General features: G+C 66.9%; 26 protein-coding genes. 5 read left to right on the top strand and 21 right to left on the bottom strand.

The features are described from left to right. Positions 1–60 precede the first annotated feature (60 nt). From DQ353_RS15600 to DQ353_RS15565, 9 genes are all read right to left on the bottom strand, one after another. Positions 61–681, bottom strand: a complete 621-nt coding sequence (locus DQ353_RS15600) for a GNAT family N-acetyltransferase (protein WP_113763843.1) — start codon at positions 679–681, stop codon at positions 61–63. Positions 682–704: 23 nt separating this feature from the next. Next, positions 705–1982: a M18 family aminopeptidase gene (locus DQ353_RS15595; RefSeq protein WP_113763841.1), complete on the bottom strand. Its 1278-nt coding sequence runs from the start codon at positions 1980–1982 to the stop codon at positions 705–707. An 81-nt stretch (positions 1983–2063) separates the two neighbouring features. After that, on the bottom strand, positions 2064–2228 hold the full coding sequence (locus tag DQ353_RS21765) for a hypothetical protein (RefSeq protein WP_181578433.1): 165 nt from the start codon (positions 2226–2228) through the stop codon (positions 2064–2066). A 12-nt stretch (positions 2229–2240) separates the two neighbouring features. Beyond that, positions 2241–2954: a response regulator gene (locus DQ353_RS15590; protein WP_113763916.1), complete on the bottom strand. Its 714-nt coding sequence runs from the start codon at positions 2952–2954 to the stop codon at positions 2241–2243. An 8-nt stretch (positions 2955–2962) separates the two neighbouring features. Continuing rightward, positions 2963–4303 (bottom strand): sensor histidine kinase, encoded by a 1341-nt coding sequence (locus tag DQ353_RS15585; RefSeq protein WP_113763839.1) that lies wholly within the window; start codon positions 4301–4303, stop codon positions 2963–2965. A gap of 29 nt (positions 4304–4332) precedes the next feature. After that, entirely contained in the window at positions 4333–5196 is an 864-nt protein-coding gene (locus DQ353_RS15580; RefSeq protein WP_286166847.1) for an ABC transporter permease, read from the bottom strand. Beyond that, positions 5193–6143 (bottom strand): ATP-binding cassette domain-containing protein, encoded by a 951-nt coding sequence (locus DQ353_RS15575; RefSeq protein WP_113763837.1) that lies wholly within the window; start codon positions 6141–6143, stop codon positions 5193–5195. The genes DQ353_RS15580 and DQ353_RS15575 overlap by 4 nt, the downstream gene beginning before the upstream one ends. A gap of 148 nt (positions 6144–6291) precedes the next feature. Continuing rightward, complete coding sequence (locus tag DQ353_RS15570) at positions 6292–6960, bottom strand: response regulator (RefSeq protein WP_113763912.1); 669 nt, start codon at positions 6958–6960, stop codon at positions 6292–6294. After that, a complete protein-coding gene (locus DQ353_RS15565) occupies positions 6948–8183 on the bottom strand; it encodes a sensor histidine kinase (protein WP_113763835.1) in 1236 nt (411 codons plus the stop codon). Before DQ353_RS15565 ends, DQ353_RS15570 begins: the two co-directional genes overlap by 13 nt. 133 nt (positions 8184–8316) lie before the next feature. Between DQ353_RS15565 and DQ353_RS15560 the strand changes: the two genes are divergently transcribed. From DQ353_RS15560 to DQ353_RS15555, 3 genes are all read left to right on the top strand, one after another. Further along, positions 8317–9390, top strand: a complete 1074-nt coding sequence (locus DQ353_RS15560; protein WP_113763833.1) for a CPBP family intramembrane glutamic endopeptidase — start codon at positions 8317–8319, stop codon at positions 9388–9390. 71 nt (positions 9391–9461) lie between these two features. Further along, positions 9462–10109 carry a hypothetical protein gene (locus DQ353_RS21760; RefSeq protein ID WP_181578432.1) on the top strand — a complete coding sequence of 216 codons (648 nt, stop codon included), beginning with the start codon at positions 9462–9464 and terminating at the stop codon, positions 10107–10109. Between the two features lie 11 nt (positions 10110–10120). Continuing rightward, complete coding sequence (locus DQ353_RS15555; RefSeq protein WP_181578431.1) at positions 10121–10903, top strand: SGNH/GDSL hydrolase family protein; 783 nt, start codon at positions 10121–10123, stop codon at positions 10901–10903. Positions 10904–10906: 3 nt separating this feature from the next. Here the strand turns inward: DQ353_RS15555 and DQ353_RS15550 are convergent, their stop codons facing one another. The 6 genes from DQ353_RS15550 to DQ353_RS15525 all read right to left on the bottom strand — a co-directional run bounded on the left by DQ353_RS15550 (position 10907) and on the right by DQ353_RS15525 (position 16903). Next, positions 10907–11353: a hypothetical protein gene (locus DQ353_RS15550; protein ID WP_113763829.1), complete on the bottom strand. Its 447-nt coding sequence runs from the start codon at positions 11351–11353 to the stop codon at positions 10907–10909. 55 nt (positions 11354–11408) lie between these two features. Beyond that, complete coding sequence (locus DQ353_RS15545) at positions 11409–12044, bottom strand: response regulator (protein WP_071213666.1); 636 nt, start codon at positions 12042–12044, stop codon at positions 11409–11411. Then, positions 12044–13267 carry a sensor histidine kinase gene (locus tag DQ353_RS15540; protein ID WP_113763910.1) on the bottom strand — a complete coding sequence of 408 codons (1224 nt, stop codon included), beginning with the start codon at positions 13265–13267 and terminating at the stop codon, positions 12044–12046. Before DQ353_RS15540 ends, DQ353_RS15545 begins: the two co-directional genes overlap by 1 nt. A 260-nt stretch (positions 13268–13527) precedes the next feature. Further along, positions 13528–14940, bottom strand: a complete 1413-nt coding sequence (locus DQ353_RS15535) for a phytoene desaturase family protein (protein ID WP_113763827.1) — start codon at positions 14938–14940, stop codon at positions 13528–13530. After that, positions 14930–16369: a glycosyltransferase family 87 protein gene (locus tag DQ353_RS15530; protein ID WP_113763824.1), complete on the bottom strand. Its 1440-nt coding sequence runs from the start codon at positions 16367–16369 to the stop codon at positions 14930–14932. Before DQ353_RS15530 ends, DQ353_RS15535 begins: the two co-directional genes overlap by 11 nt. Positions 16370–16456: 87 nt before the next feature. Continuing rightward, positions 16457–16903 carry an SRPBCC family protein gene (locus DQ353_RS15525; RefSeq protein ID WP_113763822.1) on the bottom strand — a complete coding sequence of 149 codons (447 nt, stop codon included), beginning with the start codon at positions 16901–16903 and terminating at the stop codon, positions 16457–16459. A 150-nt stretch (positions 16904–17053) separates the two neighbouring features. Between DQ353_RS15525 and DQ353_RS15520 the strand changes: the two genes are divergently transcribed. Beyond that, positions 17054–18781, top strand: coding sequence for an alkaline phosphatase D family protein (locus DQ353_RS15520; protein WP_113763820.1), 1728 nt, complete (start codon positions 17054–17056; stop codon positions 18779–18781). 73 nt (positions 18782–18854) lie between these two features. Here DQ353_RS15520 and DQ353_RS15515 read toward each other — a convergent pair whose 3' ends face one another. From DQ353_RS15515 to DQ353_RS15490, 6 genes are all read right to left on the bottom strand, one after another. Then, on the bottom strand, positions 18855–19808 hold the full coding sequence (locus DQ353_RS15515; RefSeq protein ID WP_113763818.1) for an acyl-CoA thioesterase: 954 nt from the start codon (positions 19806–19808) through the stop codon (positions 18855–18857). Positions 19809–19971: 163 nt separating this feature from the next. Beyond that, on the bottom strand, positions 19972–20526 hold the full coding sequence (locus DQ353_RS15510) for an NAD(P)H-dependent oxidoreductase (RefSeq protein WP_113763816.1): 555 nt from the start codon (positions 20524–20526) through the stop codon (positions 19972–19974). 83 nt (positions 20527–20609) lie between these two features. After that, positions 20610–21770 carry a class I SAM-dependent methyltransferase gene (locus DQ353_RS15505; protein ID WP_113763815.1) on the bottom strand — a complete coding sequence of 387 codons (1161 nt, stop codon included), beginning with the start codon at positions 21768–21770 and terminating at the stop codon, positions 20610–20612. A 51-nt stretch (positions 21771–21821) separates the two neighbouring features. Continuing rightward, positions 21822–22664 (bottom strand): zeta toxin family protein, encoded by an 843-nt coding sequence (locus tag DQ353_RS15500; RefSeq protein WP_146755274.1) that lies wholly within the window; start codon positions 22662–22664, stop codon positions 21822–21824. Beyond that, the gene (locus tag DQ353_RS15495; protein WP_113763811.1) at positions 22654–23091 is read right to left on the bottom strand and encodes a helix-turn-helix domain-containing protein; all 438 of its coding nucleotides are present in this window, start codon (positions 23089–23091) and stop codon (positions 22654–22656) included. Before DQ353_RS15495 ends, DQ353_RS15500 begins: the two co-directional genes overlap by 11 nt. A gap of 345 nt (positions 23092–23436) precedes the next feature. Next, positions 23437–24009, bottom strand: coding sequence for a recombinase family protein (locus DQ353_RS15490; protein WP_113763809.1), 573 nt, complete (start codon positions 24007–24009; stop codon positions 23437–23439). 154 nt (positions 24010–24163) lie between these two features. On the opposite strand from DQ353_RS15490, the gene DQ353_RS15485 reads away from it, so the two are divergent. After that, on the top strand, positions 24164–24571 hold the full coding sequence (locus DQ353_RS15485) for a GNAT family N-acetyltransferase (RefSeq protein WP_113763807.1): 408 nt from the start codon (positions 24164–24166) through the stop codon (positions 24569–24571). Positions 24572–24883 lie beyond the last annotated feature (312 nt).

Raw genomic sequence — 24883 nt, 5'->3', positions numbered from 1 at the left:
GCAAAGCACGGGCGGGTGAACACCGGGTGACGCGCGGGTGGCCGGCAGGCCATGGGGGGCTCAGGAGCGGGCAGCGGGGCCCGGGCGGGGGTCCGCGGCCAAGATGGCGAGCATGTGTGCATCGATGAACTGCCCGTCAAAGAGCAGCGCGGCCCGCGCCGTGCCCTCGAGACCGAACCCGGCGCGCTCGTAGACGCGCCGGGCCCGCGGGTTGAAGTCGTAGACCTCCAGGGAAATGCGGTGCAGGGCCGTATTGGTGAAGGCATGCTCCAGCAGCAGCGCCGTCGCTTCCGAACCCAGTCCCCGGTTCCGGCCGGCGGGGCCGAGCAGGATCCGGAAGTTGCACGAGCGGTTTTCCGCATCCAGGTCGTTGAGCACCACCTCGCCCACGCAGCGGCCTCCGGCCGCATCCACCACCGCCAGGTCCAGCCTGTCGCTGCGCGTGGCGAGCCCCTCATACCAAGCCCTGGTGGCGGCGTCGAGGCGCGGGTCGGCCGACTCGGCGTCCCGGGTCGAATGCACCGACCCGGTCAGCCGCAAGACCTCGGGATCCGCGAGGATCGGGCCCATGGCCAGGATGTCCGCCTCGGTGAAGGGGCGCAGGACGACCCGCTCCCCCACCAGCACGGGCTTGGTTCCAAGTCCCGCCCCGGCCTCGGTGTTCTCCGTCTCCCCGCCCATCGTCAGCAGCTTCCCGAAGCCGATCAGGCGGCGAAGAACGCGGCGGAGATCTTGGCCAGGCGCAGTGGGTCCGCCACGCCGCACAGCTCGCGGGCCGAGTGCATGGAAAGCAGCGGGATGCCAACGTCCACGGTGCGGATGCCCAGCCGGGTGGCGGTCAGCGGGCCGATGGTCGAACCGCACGGCATCTGGTTGTTGGAGACGAATTCCTGATACGGGACATCCGCCTGCGCGCAGAGCCGGGCAAAGAGCGCCGCTCCCACCGCGTCGGTGGCATAGCGCTGGTTGGCATTGATCTTCAGCAGCGGGCCGGCTCCCACCAGCGGCCGGTTGGCCGGGTCGTGGCGGCCGGGGTAGTTGGGGTGCACCGAGTGCCCGGCGTCCGCGGAGAGGCAGAACGAATCCGCGTAGGCGCGGTTGCGGTCCTCGCCCGTGGCGCCCAGGGTGTGCCCGATGCGTTCGAGCACGTCCTGCAGCAGGGGGCCGCAGGCCCCGGAGCGGGAAGCCGAGCCGATCTCCTCGTGGTCGAAGGCGGCCAGCACGGCGATGTGCTCGCCGCTGCCGGTGGCCGCGCGGGAGATGAGCGCGGCCAGCGAGGCGTGCATCGAGGAGAGGTTGTCCAGCCGGCCGCAGGCGAAGAACTCGTTGGCCCCGCCGAAGACCTGCCCTTCCTGTGCGTCGGCCACCACCACGTCGTAGCCGCCGATGTCGGCCGCGTCCACCCCGGCGGACGCGGCCAGCACGGCGAGAACGTCGGATTCGGCAGGGTCCCCGATCCCCCACACCGGGTTCATGTGCTGCTGCTTGTCCAGGGCCAGGCCGTCGTTCACGGCGCGGTCCAGGTGGATGGCCAGCTGCGGGAAGCGCAGCATCGGGGCGGTGCGCGCCAGCACTTCGGTGCCGTCATGCAGCACCAGGCGCCCGGCGAGCACCAGCTCGCGGTCCAGCCAGGAATTCAGCAGCGGGCCGCCGTAGATCTCGACGCCTGCCTGCAGCCAGCCGTGCGCGCCGGTGGTGGGCTTGGGCTTGAGCTTGAAGGAGGGCGAATCGGTGTGCGAGCCCAGGATGTGGAAGCCGGTGGTCGCGCCGGCGGATTCGGGCTGCACCCAGGCGATGATCGCCCCGTCGCGGATGACATAGTGCCCGCCGGGGGCCGGCTCCCAGGCGTCGGCCTCGGAAAGGGCCGTGAACCCGGCCGCGTCCAGCCGGCGGGCCGCCTCCGCGGCGGCGTGGAAGGACGAGGGCGAGGCCGCGACGAAGGCGGAGAGGTCATTGATGTGTTCGATGGCTGCGCTGGACATTCGATTCCCTTGACGTAGGAGGCGGGCGGGGGCTCCGGCGTTGCGGTGCCGAAAAAGGTGCGTGGGACCGGGGACCCGGCCCTAGTAGCGGGTGCGGAGAAGTGCCACCACGAGGGCGCCGACCCCCAGCACGATGCTAGCCCAACCGGGGATGGGCAGCCCGAAGATCATGATCAGGAAGGCGCCGAGCACCCCCAGCACCACTGCCAACAGCAGCCAGGGGCTGCGCAGGAATTCGGGGTTCATGGGCATGTGTCCTTAGTAGTCCAGCCCTTGGCTGGGGATGACCAGCCCGGTTTCGTACGCGTAGACCACTGCCTGCACGCGGTCGCGCAGGTGCAGCTTGGTCAGGATCCGGCGCACGTGGGTCTTCACGGTGGCCTCGGAGAGGAAAAAGCGGTGCGCGATCTCCGCGTTGGACAGCCCCTCGGCCATGGCCCCGAGCACCTCGAGCTCGCGCGGGGTCAGGTCCCCCAGCAGCGGGTCGCGTTCCGGGGCCGGGGCCGGACGGTTGGCCCCGCCGGCGCGCACGTAGGTTTCCAGCAACCTGGCGGTGACGCGGGGGGCGACCACCGCATCGCCGGAGGCCACCAGGCGCACCGCATTGACCAGTTCCTCGGGCGCGACGTCCTTGAGCAGGAAGGCGCTGGCCCCGGCCTGCAGCCCGGCGAAGGCGTACTCGTCCAGGTCGAAGGTGGTCAGGATGATGACCTTCGCCTCCGGGTGTTCGCGCACGATGCGTCCGGTGGCCTCGATGCCGTCCATGACCGGCATCCGCACGTCCATGAGCACCACGTCGGGCTTCAGCGCGGCGGCCAGGGCCACGCCCTCGGCCCCGTCGGAAGCTTCGCCGAGAACCGCCAGGTCGTCCTCGCCCTCGAGGATGAGCCGGAATCCCATGCGCAGCAGCGGCTGGTCGTCGACCAGCAGCACCCCGATGCGCGCGGTGGTTTGGTCGGTGGTTTCGGGCATGGTTTTGCTCACGATCCTTGGTGTTGGGTCTTGGGTTCGGTTTGCGTGTCGGTGCCCCCAGGCGTTTTTTCGGGGCAGCGGGTCGGGTGCGGCAGCCTGAGTTTGGCCAGCACGCTCCAACCGCCGGCGGGGGCGGGCCCGGCGTACAGCGTGCCGTCGAAGAGCGCGGCGCGTTCCTTCATGCCGCGGATGCCCTGGGTGGACCCGACCAGTTCGCGGCGTGCTTCCTGGTGCGTGCCGTCGTCGTGGATGCGCACCGTGACGTCCTGCTGCACCCGGGCCACGGACACCTCGACCGCGGTGACGTTGCGTCCGTAGCGCAGCACGTTGGTCAGCGATTCCTGGATGATGCGGTGGACGGTCAGCTGGAAGGTGGCGTCGTCCGGCAGCGCCGGGCCTGAGGTGGAATAGCGCAGCGGCAGCCCGGCCACCTTGAACCCGGCGAGCATTTCCTCCAGCGACCCTCCGGCGGGTTGCGGTTCCAGGGATGCCCCGTCGTCCCCGGTGCGCAGCACCCCGATGACCCGTCGCATGTCCCCCAACGCGCGCCGTCCGGTGCCGGAGAGCTCCGCCAGCACCTCCCCGGCCCGGACGGGATCGCGCTTGAGCACCACCGCCGCCCCGTCGGACAGGGCGATCATCACCGAGAGCGAGTGCGCGACCACGTCGTGCATCTCCCGGGCGATGCGGGTTCGTTCGCGCACCTGTGCCAGGGTCTGGACGCGCTTGGCCCAGTTGTTCAGCTCGGCCTCGTGCAGCCGGTGGTTGCGCACCGCCGCACCGATCGCCACGGCCGCGGCATTGGACCCGAGCAGGAAGACCAGGGACAGCGTGATGGTCAGGTTGCGCCCGCCGATTTCCGCCAGCGCGGCCTGGTCCTCTGCGGAATCCGTGAACATCGCCGGCAGGCCGATGATCACGAAAATCAGCCCCTGCAGCGCGGTGATCAGGGCAGTCAGCGCAAACATGCGCCTGGCGGCATATTTTGTGGAGGCGGCATACAGCGCGATCCACAACCCGGCGCTGCCGCCGAAATACGAGGAATCCAGCAGCGTTGCGGCCGAGTCGAAGAGCACCACCATGATCAGCACGAACATCGGCCAGCGGCGCCGGAAGTACAGCCAGGCACCGGTGATCGTCAACAGGGCGGTGGTGGCCCAGTGCTCCGAGAGCACCGATTCGACCAGGCTCACAATGGTCAGCAGGAAGTAGAGCAGCACCACGGAGGCGTTGACCAGCACCGGGTTCCGGCGCATGTAGGCACGCAGGGGCCCGATGCGTTGCGCCGAGATCTCGGCGAAGCTGGCCTCCGGGGTCCCGGAAGCCGGCGGCGCCGTGTTTTCACTCATGCCATGAGCCTAGCGAGCATTGGGGTGTTCTAGATGTCGCGGCGCTGCAGCAGCACGGCCGCGGCGGCCAACGGAACCACGATCCAGGCCCCGACCACGAGCCCGGCGGCCAAGGGTTCCAGGGCGTTGGCGGCACCGGGCATCTTCATCAGCGCGCTTCCGGCGCTGTCGGGCAGGAAGCGCGCGGCGTCGGCGAGCCACGAGATGATGCCCGAAAGCCCGCCGATGGCGATGGGAAGCACGAAGAACAGTGCGGCGAGCACCACGATGCCGCCGGCCGAGTTCTTCAGTAACGTCCCCAGCGCCAGGCCGATCAACGACACCATGACCACGTACAGCACCCCGAACCAGAGGTTGCGCTGGAAGGCCTCGGAGGCAAAGTCCAGCGGCAGCTTGTAGTTCTCGGCGATGGGCTTGGCCATCAGATAGGCCAGCAGGATCGAGGCGAGGGCGACCACGGCCGAGACGACGGTGACCAGGAGCATCTTGGCCCAGAACACCGGCTGCCGGGTGGGGGCCGCGACGAAGGTCGAGCGTGCCGATCCGGTGGCGAATTCCGAGCTCATCACCATGACAGCCAGGGCGCCGATGATCAGCTGGGCGAAGACCAGGCCGCTGGCCGGCAGCGAGGCTGACAGCTCGTTGACGTCCCCCATCTGCGCCGCCATCTCCGGGTTGGAGGCGAACATGGCCATGGACCGGCCGATGCCCCAGGCACCGAGGGCGGAGAATCCCACCATCACCACGAGGGTGGCCAGGATCAGGATCATGGTGGAGGGCAGCGAGAAGAACTTGATGAATTCGCTGCGCAGCACTCCGTGGAAGCTGAGCTTTCCGGCCCCGGCGGCCCCGGGTGCTGCAGAACGTGGCCGTTTCATGGTTTCGGTGCTCATCGCTGGGCCTGCTTTCCGGAAATCGCGGCATCCATGTCGGTGCCGGCGTGGGAGCGGTATTCGACCTCGTCCTGGGTCAGTGCCATGTAGGCCTCTTCGAGGGACTGCTTCACGGGCGTCAACTCGTAGAGCAGGATCTGCCGGTCCAGGGCACGGGTCGCGATCGCCCGGCCATCGAGCCCGGCGACCTGGATGGTTTGCGCATCCATCCGCGTCAATTGCACGTTTTCGGCGGCCAGCGCGTTCATCAGGTCTTCGGCCGAGTCGGTCTTGACCATGCAGGTGGGCACGTTGCCCCCGCCGATGACCGCATCGATGGGGGCGTCGGCAATGATGCGCCCGCGCCCGATGACGATCAGGTGGTCGGCGGTCAGGGCCATCTCGCTCATCAGGTGCGAGGAGATGAACACCGTCTTGCCCTGGGATGCCTGGTGGCGGGCGAGGTTGCGGACCCACAGCACTCCCTCGGGGTCCAGTCCGTTGACCGGTTCGTCGAGGATCAGGGTTTGCGGGTCCCCCAGCAGGGCGACCGCGATGCCCAGGCGCTGGCCCATGCCCAGGGAGAAGCCGCCGACCTTCTTGGTGGCGACGGCCCCCAGGCCGGTGAGTTCGATGACCTCGTCGACCCGGGTGTTGGGGATCGAGTGCGTTGCCGCCAGGGCCCGCAGGTGGGTGCGTGCGCTGCGCGAGCGGTGCACGGATTTGGCTTCCAGCAGGGCGCCGACCTCGCGCAACGGTGCGGCGTGTTCGGCGTACCTGCGGCCGTTGACCGTCACGTTGCCGAACGATGGCCTGTCAAGGCCGACGATCATGCGCATGGTCGTGGATTTTCCCGCGCCGTTCGGGCCGAGGAAGCCGGTGACCTTGCCCGGCTGGACGGTAAAGGTAACCCCGTCCACCGCACGCTTGGTGCCGTAGTTCTTGGTCAGTGCCTCTGCTGTGATCATGTCTCCAACGGTACGGAGTTTCCCTCGGTGCGTCGCCGCCCAAGTGGATGATCTTTGCCATCAATCCAGTCAATCTTTCGGCGTACGGGTTTCCCCCTGGGGGGGTGCCGGAGTTCCGGCACCGGCGGCGCATACCGCGGGCCCGGAATCAGCCGGCCTCGGATTCGAAGACGCACAGCGCCACCTGGACGCGGTTGTCCATGCCCAGCTTCTCCAGCACCCGGCCAATGTGGGTTTTCACGGTCGCCAGCGAGATGAACAGCTGCTGCGCGATCTCCTGGTTGGAGTAGCCGCGGGCCATCGCCACCGCGATCTCCCGTTCCCGCCCGGTGAGCACGCCCAATTTCTCCAGGGCCAGGTTGCGCCGCGAGCTTTCGGGCCGCGAGCCGGCCACCGAGATCAGCTGCTTGGTGACCGATTCGGAGAGCATCGTGCGCCCGGCGGCCACCTGGTTGATGGCGTTCATCAGGTCTGCCGGCGGGGTGTCCTTGAGCAGGAAGCCGCAGGCGCCCATCTTCAGCGCGGAAAGCACCATCTCGTCGGTGTTGAAGGTGGTCAGGACCAGGATCTTTTGGCCGGGATTGGCCCGCAGGATCGCCTCGCTGGCCGATAGCCCGTCCATGACAGGCATCCGGATGTCCATCAGCACCAGATCCGGCGCCAGCGACGCCACCAGGGACACCGCCGCCCTGCCGTCGGCGCATTCGCCGACGACCTCAATGCGCGGATCGGATTCCAGGATCATGCGCAGCCCGGCACGCACCAGGTTCTCGTCATCGACCAGCACGATCCGGATCACTTCGCCTACGTTCCCCACGGCAACCACACCTTCAACACGAATTCACCCTGGTTCTTCGGCTCGATCAGCAATTCCCCGCCGGCCAGCCGGACCCGCTCGGCGAGGCCGGTCAACCCCAGGCCCGATCCGGGCAGGTTCCCCGCCCCGGAAGCGTCCCGCTGCCCGACGGCCAGCCTGTTGGATGCCCGCAGGAACAACCTCTCCCCGCCGCTGATCTGAAGCCTGACCGCGTCCCGGGGCGCGTGGCGGCGGGCGTTGGTCAGCACCTCCTGGATGATCCGGTACAGGTGGCGCCCGGTGCTCTGCGGCAGGGTGCCCAGCCGTTCCCGGGTTTCGGGCTCCAGCTCGAGGTTGACTGCGGTGCCGGCGGCCCGGCTGTCGGCCAGGACCTGTTCCAGCTGGTCCAGCGTGGGTTGCGGCCTGGCCGCTTCGTCCTCGCACAGCGTGTTGGGGTCGCGCAACATGCCCAGCACCTCGCGCAGCTCGCCCAGGGCCAGGTGCGAGTTCTCCCGGATGACGCCGGCCGTTTGCCGGGTTTCCTCCGGCGATAGGTCGCTGCGGTATTCCAGGGCACCGGAATGCAGGGCAACCAGCGAGAGCCGGTGCGCCAGGACGTCATGCATCTCCCGGGCAATGCGGGTGCGCTCGTCCGCCTTGGCCGCGTGGATCTGCGCCTCCCGCTCCCGCTGGGCGCTGTGCAGCTGCTCGCGCTGCGCGGCAGCCAGTTGCCGCCGTCCCCCGATGTACATGCCGCTGAGCACCATGACGGCGATCAGCACCAGTGCCGTGAGGACGGTTTCCCACCAAGCCAAGGCCTCGCCCACCGGAATCAGCACCGTTGCGGCCAGGCGTTCGCCGACCAGCATCGAACCGAGAAACAATGCGCAGAACCCTGCGATTTCCCACGGCTTGCGCCGGGTGGCCAGGGACACCACCCCCATCATGGTGATGCCGGCGGCGAATGCGGAGGGGATGGAAAGCAGTACGAGGGCCGCCACCACGGGCACGGGGAATCGGTGGCGGAACGGGTACAGCACGAATGCCGCCAGCCCGCAGAGGATGTCCAACCCGATCACGAGCCCCACCGCATCCACGTCCGCGGGGTTGTCGGGGGAATACTCCTCGTAGACCATCCCGAAACCCAGGAACCCCAGCAGCAGCCCCAGGCCCAGGCGCCACGAATGCGCGAGGATTGCGCGCAGCATCGATGCCTTGGTGGTTGCTGCATTCACTGTGGTCATTGGCTTAACGTTACCGGCGGCGCGAACGCGCGGGTATCGGCCGAAAGGACCACATTCCGCTGCCCCGGCCAAAGCGCAAAGATCGTCCGAATTGTCGAGGCCAACAGGGCACCGGCTGATACAGAATGGTGGCATGAACACCATTCCACCGCCGTATCCGCCGCCGGCCCACGGCCCGCTGCCCGGAGCCCACCCCGCCTACCGGGGTCCGGTGGTCCCGGCCCCTGCACCCGTCCCGGCCGAGCCGCTGGAGTACCACCGGATGGCCCGCACCTATGGCGCCTATCGCTGGTGGAAGCCGCTGATGGTGGGGCTCATCGCCCTGGGCCTGTACGTGGGCATCATGCTGCTGGCGGGGATCGTTTTCGTTGTCGTCGTGCTCGACAACCCGGAATTGGAGGCCGCCATGGATGCGGTCGTCATGGACACGACCAACATCGACATGTCCGACCCGGCCATCTTCATATTCTCCATGGCCACCCTGATCGTGATGCTGCCGGTGATCCTGTTGGCCACCCGGATGATGAACGTGCAGAAGGTCGGCTCGATGACCTCGGTCGCCGGGCGCATGCGCTGGGGTTGGCTGGGCCGGTGCATGGCCGTGGCCCTGGCGGTCCTGGCACTGGGCTTCGGGCTCTCCTTCGCCGTTGATGCAGTGGCGGGGAACGGCATCGCCCCGGACTTCAACGCACCCGACATGTGGCTCATGCTGGTCCTGACCTTGCTCCTGGTTCCGTTCCAGGCCACGGCCGAGGAGTACGTGTTCCGCGGATACCTGATGCAGCTGATCGGCGGCTGGCTGCGCCACCCCGCCTTCGCGATCCTCCTGCCCATCCCGTTGTTCATGGCCGGGCACATGTATGACATCTACGGGCAGCTGGACGTGGGCTTCTTCGCCTTGGCAGCCGGCTGGCTGGCCTGGCGCACCGGGGGGCTGGAGGCAGCCATCGCGCTGCACGTGGTGAACAACTCCGTCATCTTCGCCCTGGGTGCCATCGGGCTGGTCGATGTCAGCGCCACCGAAAGCGACCTGCCAAGCCTGATCGCCTCGATCATCACCACCTCGGTGTTCGTCCTGGTCATCGTGAAGCTGGCGAACAAGCGCAACATCCAGCGCCGGTCCGTTCCGCCGGCACCGGCACCGGTGCCCGCCGCACCCGGACCCTGGGTGCAGCCCGGGCCGTGGGACGCTCCGCACCAACACTGAGGGCACCTTGCGGGGTTCGCCGGCATCCGCGGTATAGGTTGGGGCCAACGAGCCATATCAGGGGGATATCGATGAAGGCAACTGATCGCGGCGCGGCAAGGCCTGCCCTGGTCATCCCCTGGCTCGGGGCAGCAGCCCTGCTGCTTGCCGGCTGCGTCCCGCTGGATGCACCCGAACCCGTGGCGATCCCGAGCCCCTCGGTCCCCGCACCAATCCAGTCGGCCTCCGCGATTCCCCCCGGTTGGGAGGACTGCCGGGATCCCGTCGCCACGGCAGGAGAGGCACTCGTCGAAGGCTGGAAGGTCTTCGCAGTCATGGCTGTGGATACGGGTCCGGGAGGGATCTCCGGCACCACACTCCTGGACGGAGCCTACAGCCCGCTCATCACTTTCGAAGACGAAGGCCCCCAAGACATGGCTCGTTTCACCGGGACGATCAGCGAGGACATAGGTTTTCCCGTGGACGGCCTCCTGTCCGGGGTTGAATCGCTGGAAACGACCTTCCAGGACGTCGAAGGAGAGGGCAGGATCGTGACCTACCGTGCCGTCGAGGAGGCGAGTCTGCCCTTCACCTTGGCCTGCGGGACCGAAGAAGCCCGCGGAACGCTCCACACCTGGAACAACACCGAGTCCGGCATCCTCGACTGCACCTTGGCTCCCGAAGAGCCGGCCGGTTCCCCGGCGGCATTGGCTCGGGAAGAATATTGTCCAAGGGGCTGAGGCGGTTCATCGTGGGCGGAAGTTCCCGGGAACCCGTCGGCCTGGAAAAGGACAAGGTCGCGGCCCGCCGAAAGAACAGGCAAGGGCCAGCGGTCCTTGGGCTGCTGGCCCTGTTTGCGGCGTTGGTCCTCACCGGCTGCCAAGCGGTCGGTCCCGCCACACCGTCGTCTACACGCACCTCGGCATTGCCGTCACCCGTGCGCAACGTGGTCGTCATTGGCGATTCGCTGAGCACCGGATTCGGCACCAGCCCCGCGAACGCCTGGCCACAACTCATCGCCACCTCGCACCGGGACGACACTCCTCCGCTGGAGATCCTCAACACCGCACAGAACGGAAGCGGCTACCTGAACGTCGGCCTCACCGGCACCACCTTCGCGTGGCAGGTGGAGCAGGCGGTGACGCCGAAGGCCGACCTCGTGCTGTTCTTCGGTTCGGTCAACGACCTGCGACACGACCCTGCGGACCTGGCCCCGGTCATCGCCGCAATCTACGCCTCCGCCCGGCAGCAGGCCCCGAACGCGACCTTCCTGGTGGTCGGGCCGCCGGCCTACAGCACCCGTCCCGAGGCCCGGCGACTGGCCCTGCGGGACGTTCTCGAGAAGGCGGCGCACGCAGCCGGGGCCCGTTTCGTTGATCCCATCGCCGAGAGCTGGCTCGTCGAGGACCTCGACCGGTTCGTGGGACCGGACGGGTTGCATCCCTCGGTGGCGGGAAACCACCATCTGCGGGACAAGATGGAACCGCTCATGCTGGAGGCGCTGCGCACGAAGGCCGCTGGCACCGGCCGATAGGCGTCAGGACCACCAGTCGACGGGCGCAGGGAAATCGATGGCCAAAGGATTTTCCTCGGGAAGCAGCAGGATTTTTTCGTCGGTTGGTTCGGCGGAGTCCACACGCGTGGTTCCTGCCGGGAAAATCGTTTCCTCGGGATTCCAGGTGCGCACGACGGCGACCCTGCTGGTGAAACGGGAATGCCCCGGCAAACCGTGCAGCCAGTCGACATGGTCCCCGACGCCCGGGCCCCCCGGGTCGGGTTTGCCCCTGCCGTGACCCACGGCCGAGCTGCAGTCGCACACCTGAAGCGGCAACGTGAAGAGGCGCGCGGTCTTTCCCACCAGCTCGGGTACCTCGAGATGCCGTCGGCTGGGCTCCGGGTCGACCCCGAGACGCGACTTGGTCCATTCCCGGAACCGCGGGGTGCAGCCGGCCTGGTTGACGGCCCACAGGACGGTTGCACACATTCCCACATCCTTGCATGCCACAGCCCTCATCCGGGGCCGACGCCCGCGTACCGTCCTAGCGGATCAGCCGGCTGCCCCGGGCCCTGTCGATGGCCGCGGTGCGGTTATCGACCCCGAGCTTGTCGTAGATGTGGATCAGGTGCGTCTTGACCGTTGACTGGGAGATGAACAGTTCGCCGGCGATCTCCTTGTTGCTCTGCCCACGGGCCAGCAACTGCAGCAGCTCGAGTTCACGCGGGCTCAGGTCGGTGGAGTTGGCACGCGCCTCGGGGGTGATGCGTGCGGCAATGTCCGCCGAGAGGACCTGTTCCCCGGCCGCCGCTGCTTCGACCGCCGCCAGCACATCGGGCAGCGGGGCATCCTTGAGCAGGTAGCCGGCCGCCCCGGCATCCAGCGCCGCCCGGATGTCCGCGTCCGAGTCGTAGGTGGTCAGGATCAACACCGGCGGCCCCCCTTGGGCGCGGATCTTCGCGGTGGCGGTGACCCCGTCCATGCCGTCCATCTGCAGGTCCATGAGCACCACATCCACGTGCTGGCCCAGGGTCTTGAGCCGTTCGAGCTGTGCCAGGGCGGCAGCCCCGTCACCGGCCTCGGCCAGCACCGACAACCCGCCCTGCTCGGTGAGGACCGCGCGCAGGCCCGCGCGCACCACGGGGTGGTCATCGACGAGCATGATCTTCAGGTTGGGCATCACAAGCTGCTTTCTGCGGTGGTGAGCGGGATGCGGACGGCCAATACCGTCCCCTCCCCGGGTACGGATTCGATCTCCAGGGATCCGCCGAGCAGGCCAAGGCGCTCGCGCAGGCCGGCCAGGCCGTACCCGGTGCCGTCGGCGCGCGGCTTGGCCGGGATGTCGCCGGTGTCCATGCCGTCCCCGTCGTCGAAGATGTCCAGGGTGACGGCGTCGGGCAGGTAGCCCAGGCTGACGACGGCACGGGAGGCGTGGGCGTGGGCGGAGACGTTGGCCAAGCCGGACTGGGCCGCACGCCAGAGTGCGGCCGAGACCTCCGTGGGCAGCGAGGCTGCGGTACCGTCCTGCCGGAAGACCACCTCGAATCCGCGGCCGGCGGCCACTGCGGTGCGTTCGGTGGAAGCGCAGAGCCGGCGCAACCGCCCGGCCAGGGAGCGTGCTCCGTCGCCGGCCGAGGACAAGTCGGCGACGAAGTCGCGCGCCTCGGCCAGGTTCTCGGAGGCCGTGGCCCCGATGGTTTCGAGCCGTTCCGCCGCGGCCTGGGTGTCCCCCGCGGCCAGGGCCGCCGATGCGGAGCGGGAGACCAATACGATGCTGGAGAGTCCCTGGGCCAGGGTGTCGTGGATTTCGCGGGCCAGGCGGGTGCGCTCGGCCAGGGTCCCGGCGCGGTGCTGTTCCTCGGCGAGCGCCGCCCGGGTGGCGCGCAGCTCGTCCAGGGCCAGGGCCTGGTTCACGCCCTCGGTGTACAGCGCCCGGTAGGCCATGCCCATGATGACCGCGAAGATCGCCCCGACCACCGGGCCCAGGACCTGGGGCAGCGCGAGCGATCCGGAGTGGTACCAGCCGGCGGCAACGACCGCGGCCGTCAGCATGCCGACGGCAAAGAGCGAGTGCCGGGGTCCGAGGATGTGCAGGTGCAGGAAGAAGAGCGGGAACGCCAACCAGGAATAGTCGGCGTGCAGGTAGAGCAGCACCAGCCACAGCACCACGACTCCGGCCAGCCACCACTTGGCCCAGCGCACGGTGCTCGGTGCGCGGCCGGCGGAATGCCGCTTCTCCTGGACGGTCCCCGCCAGGTAGAGGCCGGCAAGCAGGGCGGTCAAGGCGATTGCCGTGATCCGCCGGGCCATGCTCGGTTCGGAGAGCAACACTCGGATGAGTCCGACGCCCAGCAGCGCGGCGAACCCGACGTGCAGCCCCACGCGCAAGACGCGCAGCACCATCTCGCCGGCCGAGCCCGCTTGGGTTTCAAGGGAACGCGGTTCGGCACCTGGTCTCGGTTGCGCGGCGGGAATGATCACATCACCCAGCGTAGCGCCGCCCACTGGCGGGCCGGCTCCACCGAATGGTTGAGTCCAGGCGTCAGCGTTCTCCCGGGAACGGCCGGGGCCTCACCGGTTCAAGGCCGAATCCGGCAAAGCCCATGGATGCGTAAGGGAATCCAGGTTTTTCCTTGGGCATTTTCTCCGCGGACTCCCGCGGCTTAACGCTGGATTCCGAACTCGTGGCGCAGGGCGCTCAGCGCCGCCAGGTGGCCGCTCATTCCGTGCACGGAGGGCCCCGGCGGGGTCGAGCTGGAGGCCAGGTAGATTCCCTTGGCCGGGGTCCGCCACGGATCGGTGGACAGCGTGGGGCGGATCAGCATGCCCCGCATGTCTGTTGCCCCGCCCGAGAGGTCCCCGCCGACCAGGTTGGGGTTCTGTGCGGCCAGTCCCGGGGCGGTGACCGCCTGGGAATATTCGATGGTGTCTGTGAATCCCGGGGCCACTGCCTCCAGCTGGTGGTTCATCGCTTCGGTGAGGTCCGCAGGGTTTCCGTTGGGCACGTGGCAATAGGCCCAGAGCACATGCTTGCCCTCCGGGGCCCGGCTGGCATCGAAGCGGCTGGGTTGGGACACGATCGCGTAGGGCGCGGCCGAGACTTCGGTTCGCACCCGGCGTTCCTCCCGCCCGATCTGTGCTGCGGTGCCGCCCAGGTGGATGGTTCCGGCATCGGCAAGCTCCGGGTTGCGCCACGGCACCGGCGCATTGAGCACGTAGTGGATGAGGCAGGAACCAGGGGGCCGGCGCGTGGCGGTGAGGATCTTGGTGTACTTCTGCGGCAGGATGCTGCCGGCGATGGCGGCCATGGCCTCGGGCGAGGTATCGAACAGGATGGTCTTTTCGGGGAGTTGGGCCAGGTCGGTGACCTCGGCGTCCAGTTCGATGCTGCCGCCTGCCGAGACGAGCATGCCCGCCAGCGCGTCGGAGATCGCCTGCGAGCCACCGATCGGAATCGGCCAGCCGCCCGCGTGCGCCGCGGCCGCCAGAAAGAGCCCGGCCCCGGTGGCCGCCGGTCCGCGCCCGCCGCCAGCGGTGTGGGCCCCGCAACCGGCGATCATCGCCGCGGCGATCCGCCCGGTGCCCAGGCCCGGCACCATGAGCTGGGCGGCGCGCAGCCCGAAGACGGTCAGCGGACCAAGCTGCCGCGGGATGCGCAGCAGCGGGTTCAGCAACAGCTCCGCGGTCCCTTCCATGCGTTCGACGACGGGTCCCAGGATCCGCCGGTACCCCGGACCCTCGCTGCCCAACGCCGCAACGGTCCGCTCCAGGTCCCGCCAGGCAATACCGGCCCGTCCGTCGGCAAGGGGGTGCGCGAAAGAGATCTCGGGAACCACGAAGCCAACGTGCTCGTGCAACCCGATTTCCCTGAAGAACGGAGACACCAGCGCCATCGGGTGCACCGCCGAGCCCAGGTCGTGGAAGGCGCCGGGGTAGCCAAGTTCCTGGGTGCGCGCGGCCCCGCCGACGGTCGCGTTGCGCTCGATGAGCCGCACCGAGAGCCCTGCCCGGGCCAGCGTCACCGCGGCGGCCAACCCGTTGGGTCCGGCCCCGATCACTGCGGCGTCATGCGCCATGTCTTGCTCCCAACACGAACCTGTCTTCCGCCCCGGCGAACGCACCGGCCTGCGGGTCTTCCTGTCCCACCCGGCGCACCGGGTCCAGATCGGGGTCGAACATCGACTGGCCCACCCGGTACATCAGGTATCCGGTGGCGATCATGTGCCCCAGCACGGCAAACACGTAGAAGGAGGTGGGGAACGTGTTGGAGGCCTTGATGTCGGCGGTGGTGGCGTAGAGGTACATCCAGATGGCCCAGAAGTGCAGCACCTCGAAGAGCTGCCAGATGAGGAAATCCTTCCACTTGGGCCAGGCCAGTGCCGCCAGCGGGATCAGCCACACCACGAACTGCGGGGAGTAGACCTTGTTGAACAGGATGAAGGAGGCGACGATGAGGAACACCAGCTGGCTCAGCCGCGGGGCCACCGGCGCGCGCAACCCCAGGTAGGCGATCCCCGCGCAACTGGCCACAAAGAGCCCCAAGGCCAGGGCGTTGATGGCTCCGGCTCCCAGGGCCAGCATCCCCGGCACCACGCCGGCGGTGACGTTCCAGATGTGCCAGAAGGAGGACAGCCCGGCTCCGCGGTCCTCGGTGAAGGAAAAGAAGTGCCTCCACGCGTCGAAGTTCATCACCGCCAGCGGCAGGTTCACCGCCAGCCACGACATCGCTGCCCCGGCCAGGGAAACCCACAGCGGCTTGTAGCGCCCGGTGCGGATGGCCAGCACGATCACGGCCCCGAAGAAGAGCAGCGGGAAGACCTTCATCGCGGTGCCCAGTCCGATGAGCACCCCGGCCAGGAAGACTGCCTGCCGCGACCAGGCCAGCATGGCCAGGGCCAGGAAGGCCACGGCCCACATGTCCCAGTTGATGGTGGAGGCCAGGATCAGACCCGGGGCCACGGCCACCATTGCCGCATCCCAGGGCCGGCGCCCGGCGGTGCGTGCGGTGGCTATGACCACCAGCAGCCACAGCCCGGCCACCAGGAAGAAGTTCAGGTCGAAGAAGGCCAGGGCCCGGTCGAATTCACCTTTCGGGATGAGCACGGCGGTCAAGGAGGCGACGACCGACATCAGCACCGGGTACTCGAACTGGGCGCCGGAGGCGAAGGGCGCGAAGGCGTTGTCGGCGAAGCCTCGGGCGTAGAAGAGCGCGGTCCAGTCCGAATAGCAGGCCCAGGCATACGAATTGGTCCCGCCCCAGCCGTTGAGCCGGCAAGCGTTCTTGGAGACCACCGCGAGCAGCGCGGCGATGACGGTGAGGATGACCAGCACGCGTTCGACGGTGAAGAATCCGGGGCTGGTCCGCCCCGGGCTGCTGTGCCTGCCCAGCGGGCCGCCGATGACCTCGGTGAACTTGCGCAGGAACGCGTCGCTGCGGCTCGGCACGGTGATGCGTATCGGGGCGAGCCGCGGTTTCGGCGGACCTTGGTTCGGTGGCTGGCTCATGAAATCAGCCTAGTAGGTCAAGCGGCCAAAGCCCTGGCCCCGGACCCGCGGCGCGATGGCGACAGGGACGACGAACCCGCCTCTGCCCTATCGTTCGCCTTCGGGGAACTGCGCGGCAAGCCGCTCGAGCGTCCGTTCCATGTTCGGGCCCGTGGTCCGGGTGAAGCCCAGCGCCCGAATCAGCCATTTGTGCCGCAACCGGCTGGCATCCCAGGTTTCGCGCACCGTTGTCCCGGATCCGTCGGGTTCCAGTTCGTAGCGCCAGCGGTGCCCGCTGAAGTGCCGCCACGCAATCAACCTGTCCTGCTCGAATTCGACCACGGTGTTGCTGATCCGATAGGGCACACCCCGGCGCATCTGCATGCCGAACTCACTCCCGAGGGCGAGCCTTTGTGCCTGCCCGCTTGTTGCCCGCACCGTTCCGGATCCGTCGATGACCGGGTGCATCGCCGGATTCGCCAGTAGCTCGAAGACCTCGTGCGGAGCTGCGGCGATGTATCGTCGGCGGGACTGCAGGTATGCGGAGGGGTTCATCAGCCCATCTTATGCAGTCCACCCCCGGGAGCGGCGCCGGGAGGGCATTTGCGTGCGGGCCACGACGCAGGGCATCGGTGCGCCATGCGGTCTATCCCCAACGATTCAGGTATGCCATTCTGGGGTGACTGGCACCATCAGGAGAGAATGATGAGCATTGGAAGCACGCCGGCCGGCTCCGGCCCCCGGCCCGATCGGGGCCTGGTGCTCGGCCCGATGCTCCGCCACGTTGACGAAGCCTCCGCCAGCATTTGGGTGGAGACCGCCGCGGCCTGCAGCGTCGAGGTGCGTTCCGGCGCGGACGCCTGGCAGGCCGGGACCTTTGCCGCGCATGGCCACCACTACGCCCTGGTCGAGGTCTCGGGACTGGAATCGGGCAGTGTACGCCCCTACACGGTGCACCTGGACGGGATCCTTGCCTGGCCCGTTTCGGACGGGTTTCCCGACCCGGTGATCGCCACCCTGGACCCGGCCAAGGAACCACGGCTGGCCTTTGGCTCCTGCCGCACCAGTGTTTCGCATGACGAAGCCGGCAATCGCACCCACGGGATCGACGCCATGCGCGCCTACGCCCTGGCCATGGCAGCACCCGGGCACGACCGCTGGCCCGATGTGGCACTCTTCCTCGGCGACCAGGTCTATGCGGACTCCACCAGCGACGAGATGCAGGAGTTCATCCGCAGCCGCCGCAACATCAAGGAGGCACCCGGGGCCGAACTGAAGGACTTCGAGGAATACGCCCACCTGTACCGGTTGGCCTGGTCGGACCCGGCCAACCGCTGGCTGCTCTCGACCCTGCCCAGCGCCATGATCTTCGACGACCACGACATTCGCGACGACTGGAACTCCTCGCTGAGCTGGAAACAAAAGATGCAGAAGACCAGCTGGTGGCACGAGCGCATTGTTTCCGGGCTCGGCTCGTACTGGATCTACCAGCATCTCGGAAACCTCTCGCCCGACCAGCGTGCGGCCGATCCGCTGTGGCAACGCATCGTGACCCACACCGGTCCCGGAGAGCTGGACCTGACCGCGGATCTGGACGAGTTTGCCGAGCGCGTCGATGCCGTGCCGGAAAGCTACAGTTGGAGCTACTGCCGCGACTGGGATGCGGTGCGCCTGATCGTGGTGGACTCCCGGGCGGCCCGCAAGCTCGAACCCGAACGGCGCGCCCTGCTCGACGCGGCGGAACTTGCCTGGCTCGACGAGCGCATGCGCGGCGGATTCCGCCACCTGATCATCGGCACCTCGCTGCCCTTCCTGCTGCCCATGGGCCTGCACCACGTGGAATCCTGGGACGAGGCCATCTCCAGCGGGAGCCGCAGGCGACTCGGTGAGTGGCTGGGCGAGCGGCTGCGCCGGCGTCTTGACCTTGAGCATTGGGCCGCGTTCCAGCGCAGCTTCCAGGAAGTGGCCCGCATCGCCACCGAGGTCGCCGACGGCAAGCGCGGACCCGCCCCGCAGACCGTCACGTTCCTCTCCGGCGACGTGCACTTCTCCTACGTCTCCGAGGTCGAACGCGAGGGCGGCAGCAGGATCCTGCAGGCGGTCTGTTCGCCGATCCGCAACCCGCTTCCCCGGTTCCTGCGCTACTTTGCCGCGGCCCTGGCCTTTGGGCCGGCGGTCCCGTTTGGCGCCTGGATGGCGCGCAAGGCGCACGTGCCAAACCCGCCGTTTGGCTGGAGCCTAATCAAGGGTCCCTGGTTCGACAACAACCTGGCCATCCTGGAGGACACCGGCGACGGACTGGCACTGAGCTGGCTCACCGGGGTGGCTCGGGACGGGGACCCGGCGAACCCCGGGCTGGACACCGTCGCCGTCGCATCCCTCGGGACCCGCCGGGACGAAATGCATCGGGAGAACCCGCCGGGACCGAGATGACCACTCCCCCGGCCTACTTGCCGGTCGGCAGTGCGGGGCGCGGTTCCGCGGCGCATGGCGACAGGCAGGTGCCTCAGTACACCCGGGCCTCGGCGAAGCGCATCGGGGGCAGCGCGGCACGCCGCCGCACCAGGTCCACGGCGTGGGCATCGAGCCGCCTGTCCTCGTCGCTGGTGAGCACCAGCTGCGGCACCTCGGAAGCGTGCCCCGACTCGTCGCGGGTCACGAAGATGGTCATGCACCGGGTTGTGTCGCGCCAGCTGCTTTCGCGCGGGTCCTTGGCCCTGACGTGCACCGCGATGTGCATGGAGTGCGGTCCGGTGTGGATCAGCCGGGCCTCGAGTTCGACAATGTCCCCGATGTGGATCGGGTTCAGGAAGTGGATGCCGCCGGAGTACACGGCCACGGCGTCCTGCTTGCACCACGACATGGCGCAGGCCCGGGCGACCTCGTCGATCCAGCGCATCACGATCCCACCGTGGGCGTTGCCGCCCCAGTTCACGTCGTTCGGCGCGGCCAGGAACCTGAAGGTCTCCCGCAGCGTGGTGCCGGCATCCGTGTAGTCCTGGGCGTTCATGGCGTCGCGGATCTGGGCGCGCGCCTCGATGCGTGCCGCGGCCCCGGCGGCCAGCTGTTCCGATTCGGCGTCGGCGGGCGTCCACTGCGGGACGGCCTTGGGCCGCCGTTGTTCGTCCATGGCCACGAAGACCAGGATGCAGTCCATGGCGGGGCGGAAGATCCGTTCGCGTACGTCCGCGGCGTCGACCGTGACGACCACCTGCATGCTGCTGCGCCCGGTGTGCACGATCCGGGCGGTGACCTCGATCAGGTCGCCGTTCTCGATGGGCCTGGTGAAGTGCACGTTCCCGACGTAGGCGGTGACGCAGTACCCGCCGGAGTATCCGACGGCGCAGGCGTATGCGGCCTTGTCGATCCATTCGAGCACGCGCCCGGCCTGGACAGTGGCGCCGTCCTCGGAAACGTCCGTCGGGGCAGCCAAGAAGCGCAGCGTCATCACATCGTTCATGGGGTTCATCCTAGCCAGCGGCCCGGGCGCCGGCCCCCACGGTTACTTGCCTTGGTCTTGGGCAAGAGCCGCGCCGAAGGCAGCCGTGGCGGGCACCTTGGGAAATGGTGCCCGCCACGCGCAGCGCATCGACCCCTGGCGGGTCAATGCGGAAAATCGGAAATCAGTTGCTCTCGGCCACCGCGCGGATGCCTTCGAGCACGGCTGCGACCTGGCCGGCGACCTCGGCGTCGTCCTTCGGGTGGAGGTCGGCGAAGCGGACCACCGAGTTCGGGATCGACAGCTTGACGTCTTCAAGGACGTTGGCGCCGGCGATGTTCAGTGCCTTGCGGGCCTCGTCCTGGGCCCAGACCCCACCGTACTGGCCAAAGGCGGTGCCGATGACAGCTGCGGGCATGTCCTTGGCAACGCTGTTGCCGAACGGGCGCGAGTGCCAGTCGATGGCGTTCTTCAGGACCGCGGGCATGGTGCCGTTGTATTCCGGGGAGACCAGCAGCAGGGCGTCGGCCTCGGCGGCCGCGGCGCGCAGCTCAAGTGCGGCGGCCGGTACCTGGCCCTCGATGTCCTGGTCCTCGTTGTAGAACGGAATGTTTTCCAGGCCCGAGAAGACGTTGATCTCGACGCCGGCGGGGGCGTTCAGGGCCGTGGCTTCGGCCAGCTGGCGGTTGGTCGAGCCGTTGCGCAATGAACCGACGAGGGTGAGGACTGTGGTTGCCATGAAGGAACTCTCCTGTTTTTCGGCAATGACTGTTAAATCAGCTAGTTTCGGCCGCGGAGCAGGTCTCCCGATTCCCGACACCACTATGGCAAGCGGCACATGCCCATCGCTGCGCGAAATGTTCTCCGCCCGGTTCGTCCGCAACCCAGGAGGGAACGCAGTTCGGCTTGTTGACTGGCGGGGACTTTCAACGGCTCGGCGACCCTGTTGGTGCCGACCTGGGTGAAGGTTCCATCCTCGAGCGCGGCGATGTGTCCGACCTGTTCGCTGGCTGGGGTTTGCGGCATCCGGGCTGCGGCTTGCACCTCGGCGGTGCGTTGGTCTTCGCCCATCCCCCGGCCTGCGGCCACGGCGGTGGTGGCAATCTCCTGCAACTGCTCATGCAGTTGTGCGGGGACTGCCCGCAGGTCATCGGTGCGCACGTTCACCGTCGCGTTGCCATACATGCCGTTGCCCACTTCAATCGTTCCCAGGATATTGTCGGGGTTCCGGGTGAAGTAGTCATTGATGCGTGCTTCGGCCCCGGATGCGGTGGCGACGGGACGTGTTTCCAACCAGGCGCCATTCCCTGGTTCCTCTCCCGGCAGGCGGCGACGGAAGACCAGGACATCGGTCAGTGCGTCCGTGCCGGCTGCCCTGCGGTGTGCCCCGTTGGGCAGGCGCACCGCGCCCAGGAGGTCCGCGTTTTCGTAGATTTCCCGTCGTGCGGCCGGGTTTTGTGCATCCAGGGTGAAGGCCGAGGAAACCACCCCGACCACACCGCCGGGGCGGGTGAGGTCCAGGGACTTGATGATGAAGTGGTTGTGCATCGAGTGTCGGCCCTGGTTGTGGGTCGTATCGTGCAAGATGTTCCGGCCAAAGGGCACGTTGCCCACCGCGGCATCAAAACGTGCCGAGCCGAACTGCGAGTCCGCGAAGGACTCGGTGCGGATCGTGGCCTGGGGGTACAGGGCTTGGGAGATACCAGCGGTGATGGGGTCAAGCTCCACCCCGGTCATGATGGTTCCCCCGGGGGCCAGGCCAATGAAGGCGGCTGCCCCGGAGCCCGGCTCCAAGACCTGTCCGGCCTCAAAGCCCAGGGTTTGCAGGGTCTGCCAGATTTCGGTGGCCAGTGCCGGGTCGGTGTAGAGGGCAGTGATGACCGTGCGGTTCGCCGCCCGGTATTCGGCCTCGGTGAGTAGTTCGCGCAACTCGGCTCGGTCGTTGGCATGCTCGGCGCGGTTTTCGTCGAAGACCTCGGCCACTCCGGTGGCTCCCCAGCGCCAACGTAGGGTGCCGCGTTGTCGGCGCCATGCCTAGTGACCGTAGTGGGTTTCTGATTTCTTGATCGGACTTCCGGTGCTTTGATCTACTTCGAACCGCATCAAAGTGCCGTTACCCAGTTCATCTGCAGCTTGGATGGCGAGATTTGCCGCGTTCAGTGCACACACAGATTCCTCGTCATTCCCTGCTTGATAACAGGTTCGGATCGCTGATTCTGGCATGAACCGACCGCCCCATATCGAGTCGCTCTGCCGCCCATCCCACCAGCGCTTCTTGGCGCGCCGCAAGGTCTCCTCAAGGGGAAGTTCCACGTCAACGACCGTAAGCCCCTCATAACCAGCCGTGTAAAGCTCATCCACGTACAGGCTTCCCAACGGCGCCCAAGAGAGAGTTCCATCAATAATGAGGTTCTCCCCTGCGCCCAAGGACAACTTCCTCACAAGATCGGTGACCCGATTGGAAATGCTATGAACATGGGCGACCAGCTCCCGGATGCTCACGGCATTGCCGTCAGCGAGCATGAAACTCTCACGATACGTCAGAAGCCCATGCCGGTGTGCTTCGTCGAGGATCAGATCCTTGGCTTCGTCGAGGATCAGATCCTTGGCTTCGTCGGGATCGATCTTGCGGTAGCCCTCAAGATTGAGTGATTGAAGGGCTGAGGACTTCCCGGCACCCGGAGGCCCGGCACTGTAAACCACGGCCCGGCCTTCGACCTTGACCTCTGTCTGCAAGGCCAAGTACCTGTTGGCCAAATCAACAACCATTCGATCATTGAAGTACGCGAGCAGATGAGGCGGCGCTTGGTGCAGCGGGTTCCCGGGGCTGGTGAGCTGGGTGAGTTCTTGATGAACCAGCTCTTGCTTATCTACCAACTGCTTCCTTGATCTCTTCGAACTCTTCGGCGCTCAGTAGTCCCTTGGCGAACGAGGTCACCACTTGATCCCACGTGCCGGGGATGCGTCCCTCATGAGGGTAGGGGGCGTCCTGGCCCTCGGTGTAGGGAAAAGCCTTGAGGGTTCGGATGAGTTTTGGTCGGCTGGTGTCGTAGGCGAAAGCCCTGAGGGCGATCTCCTCGGGACCGGCTTCTAAGTTGCCGCCGCGGCGCTCAAGCGCCTTGAGCAAGCGGTGCACCTTGGCTTGACTGGTTTCCAGCAGTCCTGCGATTTCTCTCTGGGAAAGGCCGCGGCTTGCCGCGTTTTGAGCAGCCCTCAGTTCATCTAGGTCATCCACGAGTTTGCGCGCCTGCCGTTGAAGCGCTTGGTGGTGGAGGGCTTGAAGGTTTGAGTCCATGACGAGCATTTCGATCAGCTCCTATTCTCGTGCAGATCCTGTACTGAGAGCCTACGCCAGTGATTCACCATGAATCAAGCTGGATCTTGTCGTCGTCACGACGCCCGAGGCAGTTCCTTGCGGTCAGTACTAGCAACGGAACCACCTTTGATTGGAGCTGGTGTGCACCAACCGATTCACCTCACCGACCGACGCCCGTCGCAGCAGGAGTGTGAAGACATCCTGACGACTGGTCTTCGATGCGCTGTCCTTGATGGTGGCAGTTTAGGGGGCGATACCCAGGCATCCCCGCCGGCATACGTGCGTGCGGACATCGGCGACTACGAGCCCGGGAAGGATGGGGCAGGGCTCCCTCTATGCGGTGGACTGATCCGAGCGTCGGAGGTACTGGTACACCGTCTCCCGACTCAACCCGCAGTCCTTGGCCAACTGGGTCTTGGGAACCCCCGCAGCAGCCCTGGCAACCAGCTCAGCAATCTTCTCCGGCCCCAGCGCACGTTTACGCCCTTTGTAGACTCCACGGGTTTTCGCCAGGGCGATGCCCTCGCGCTGGCGTTCCTTGATCAGGGACCGCTCAAATTCGGCAAAAGCCCCCATGACCGAGAGCATCAGGTTCGCCATCGGGGAATCCTCCCCCGTGAACACCAGGCTCTCCTTCACGAACTCGACCCGGGCACCCTTGCCGGTCAGGGTTTGCACCACCGCACGCAGATCATCAAGGTTGCGGGCCAACCGGTCCATGGAATGCACCACGACGGTATCCCCGGCGCGGGCGAAACGGATCAGCTCTTCCAGCTTCGGCCGTTGGGTGCTTTTCCCCGAGGCACGATCGGTGAACACCTGGTCCAGGGTTTGGCCTTCGAGCTGGCGTTGCTCGTTTTGGTCCGGCGTGCTGACCCGCGCGTACCCAATTCGCTGTCCCGCCACGAAACCACCCCATGTTTTCGAAGATCACTGTTATCTGTCAGGTTAGAGTCTGAGAGTTCCGCGGTAGTATGTCCACAAATAAGAAATCTAATCCTATTCTGACATTATTCGGCATAGGCTCTGTACGTCAGGTTGGGGTACACCCCAGGATGATATGGACCAACAATTGATCTTGTCTTGTCCCATTCCGTCCTGCCATAATGCGGGCATGGAGGACATTACTATTCGCTGGATAGGGGAAACACCGACCGATTCATGGGGCCAGCTTGCGGCCTTTACCAAGGACGGGAGCATTGTCGGCCAGGCGACCTACAAGCGCTGGGAGCAGAAACCAGAGCTCACGTATCTCAGTGGCTTCTTCGTCGATAACGAGTACCGGAAGCATGGCATCGCAAGTGACATGATGCATAAGATCTTCGAGCGTCTTGGCCGCAACCGCCCGTACATGGTGAATCTGTCCGGAAACCTGGATCGCCTCTTCATGGAAGCCATCGCAGCCGAGGAAAACGCGCCCAAACTTTTCGAGATGCTTGACGACCGCTCCTACAAGCCGATGAATTAACACCGTCCTTGGGGCCCTGTGACGAGCCCCGGGCCAACGGGTACTACCTTCGCTGAGGAAACGCCAACGTCTTCACTGGTCGAAGCTGAAGCATCAGTAACGGGCGGCCCCAACATTATGGGTCGATGTCAGCGAGTGCCCAATTACACCGTGGGCGACCCTCAGAGATCCCTATATCGACAGATGTCTCAACAAACGTTCAGTCCATCCTTCCCTGCATCTGATGCCAAGAGACACTTTGTTGAGACCGCATCGTCATCGCTCACTCCTACTTTTTATCCTGCCGGAACAAATCGCAGGGTCTCGGCAAAC

It is taken from the genome of Arthrobacter sp. AQ5-05 (assembly GCF_003287975.1).
Classification (GTDB): Bacteria; Actinomycetota; Actinomycetes; order Actinomycetales; family Micrococcaceae; genus Paeniglutamicibacter.
Note: the sequence above shows the minus strand (reverse complement) of the source record. Positions and strands in the feature narration are given on the sequence as shown.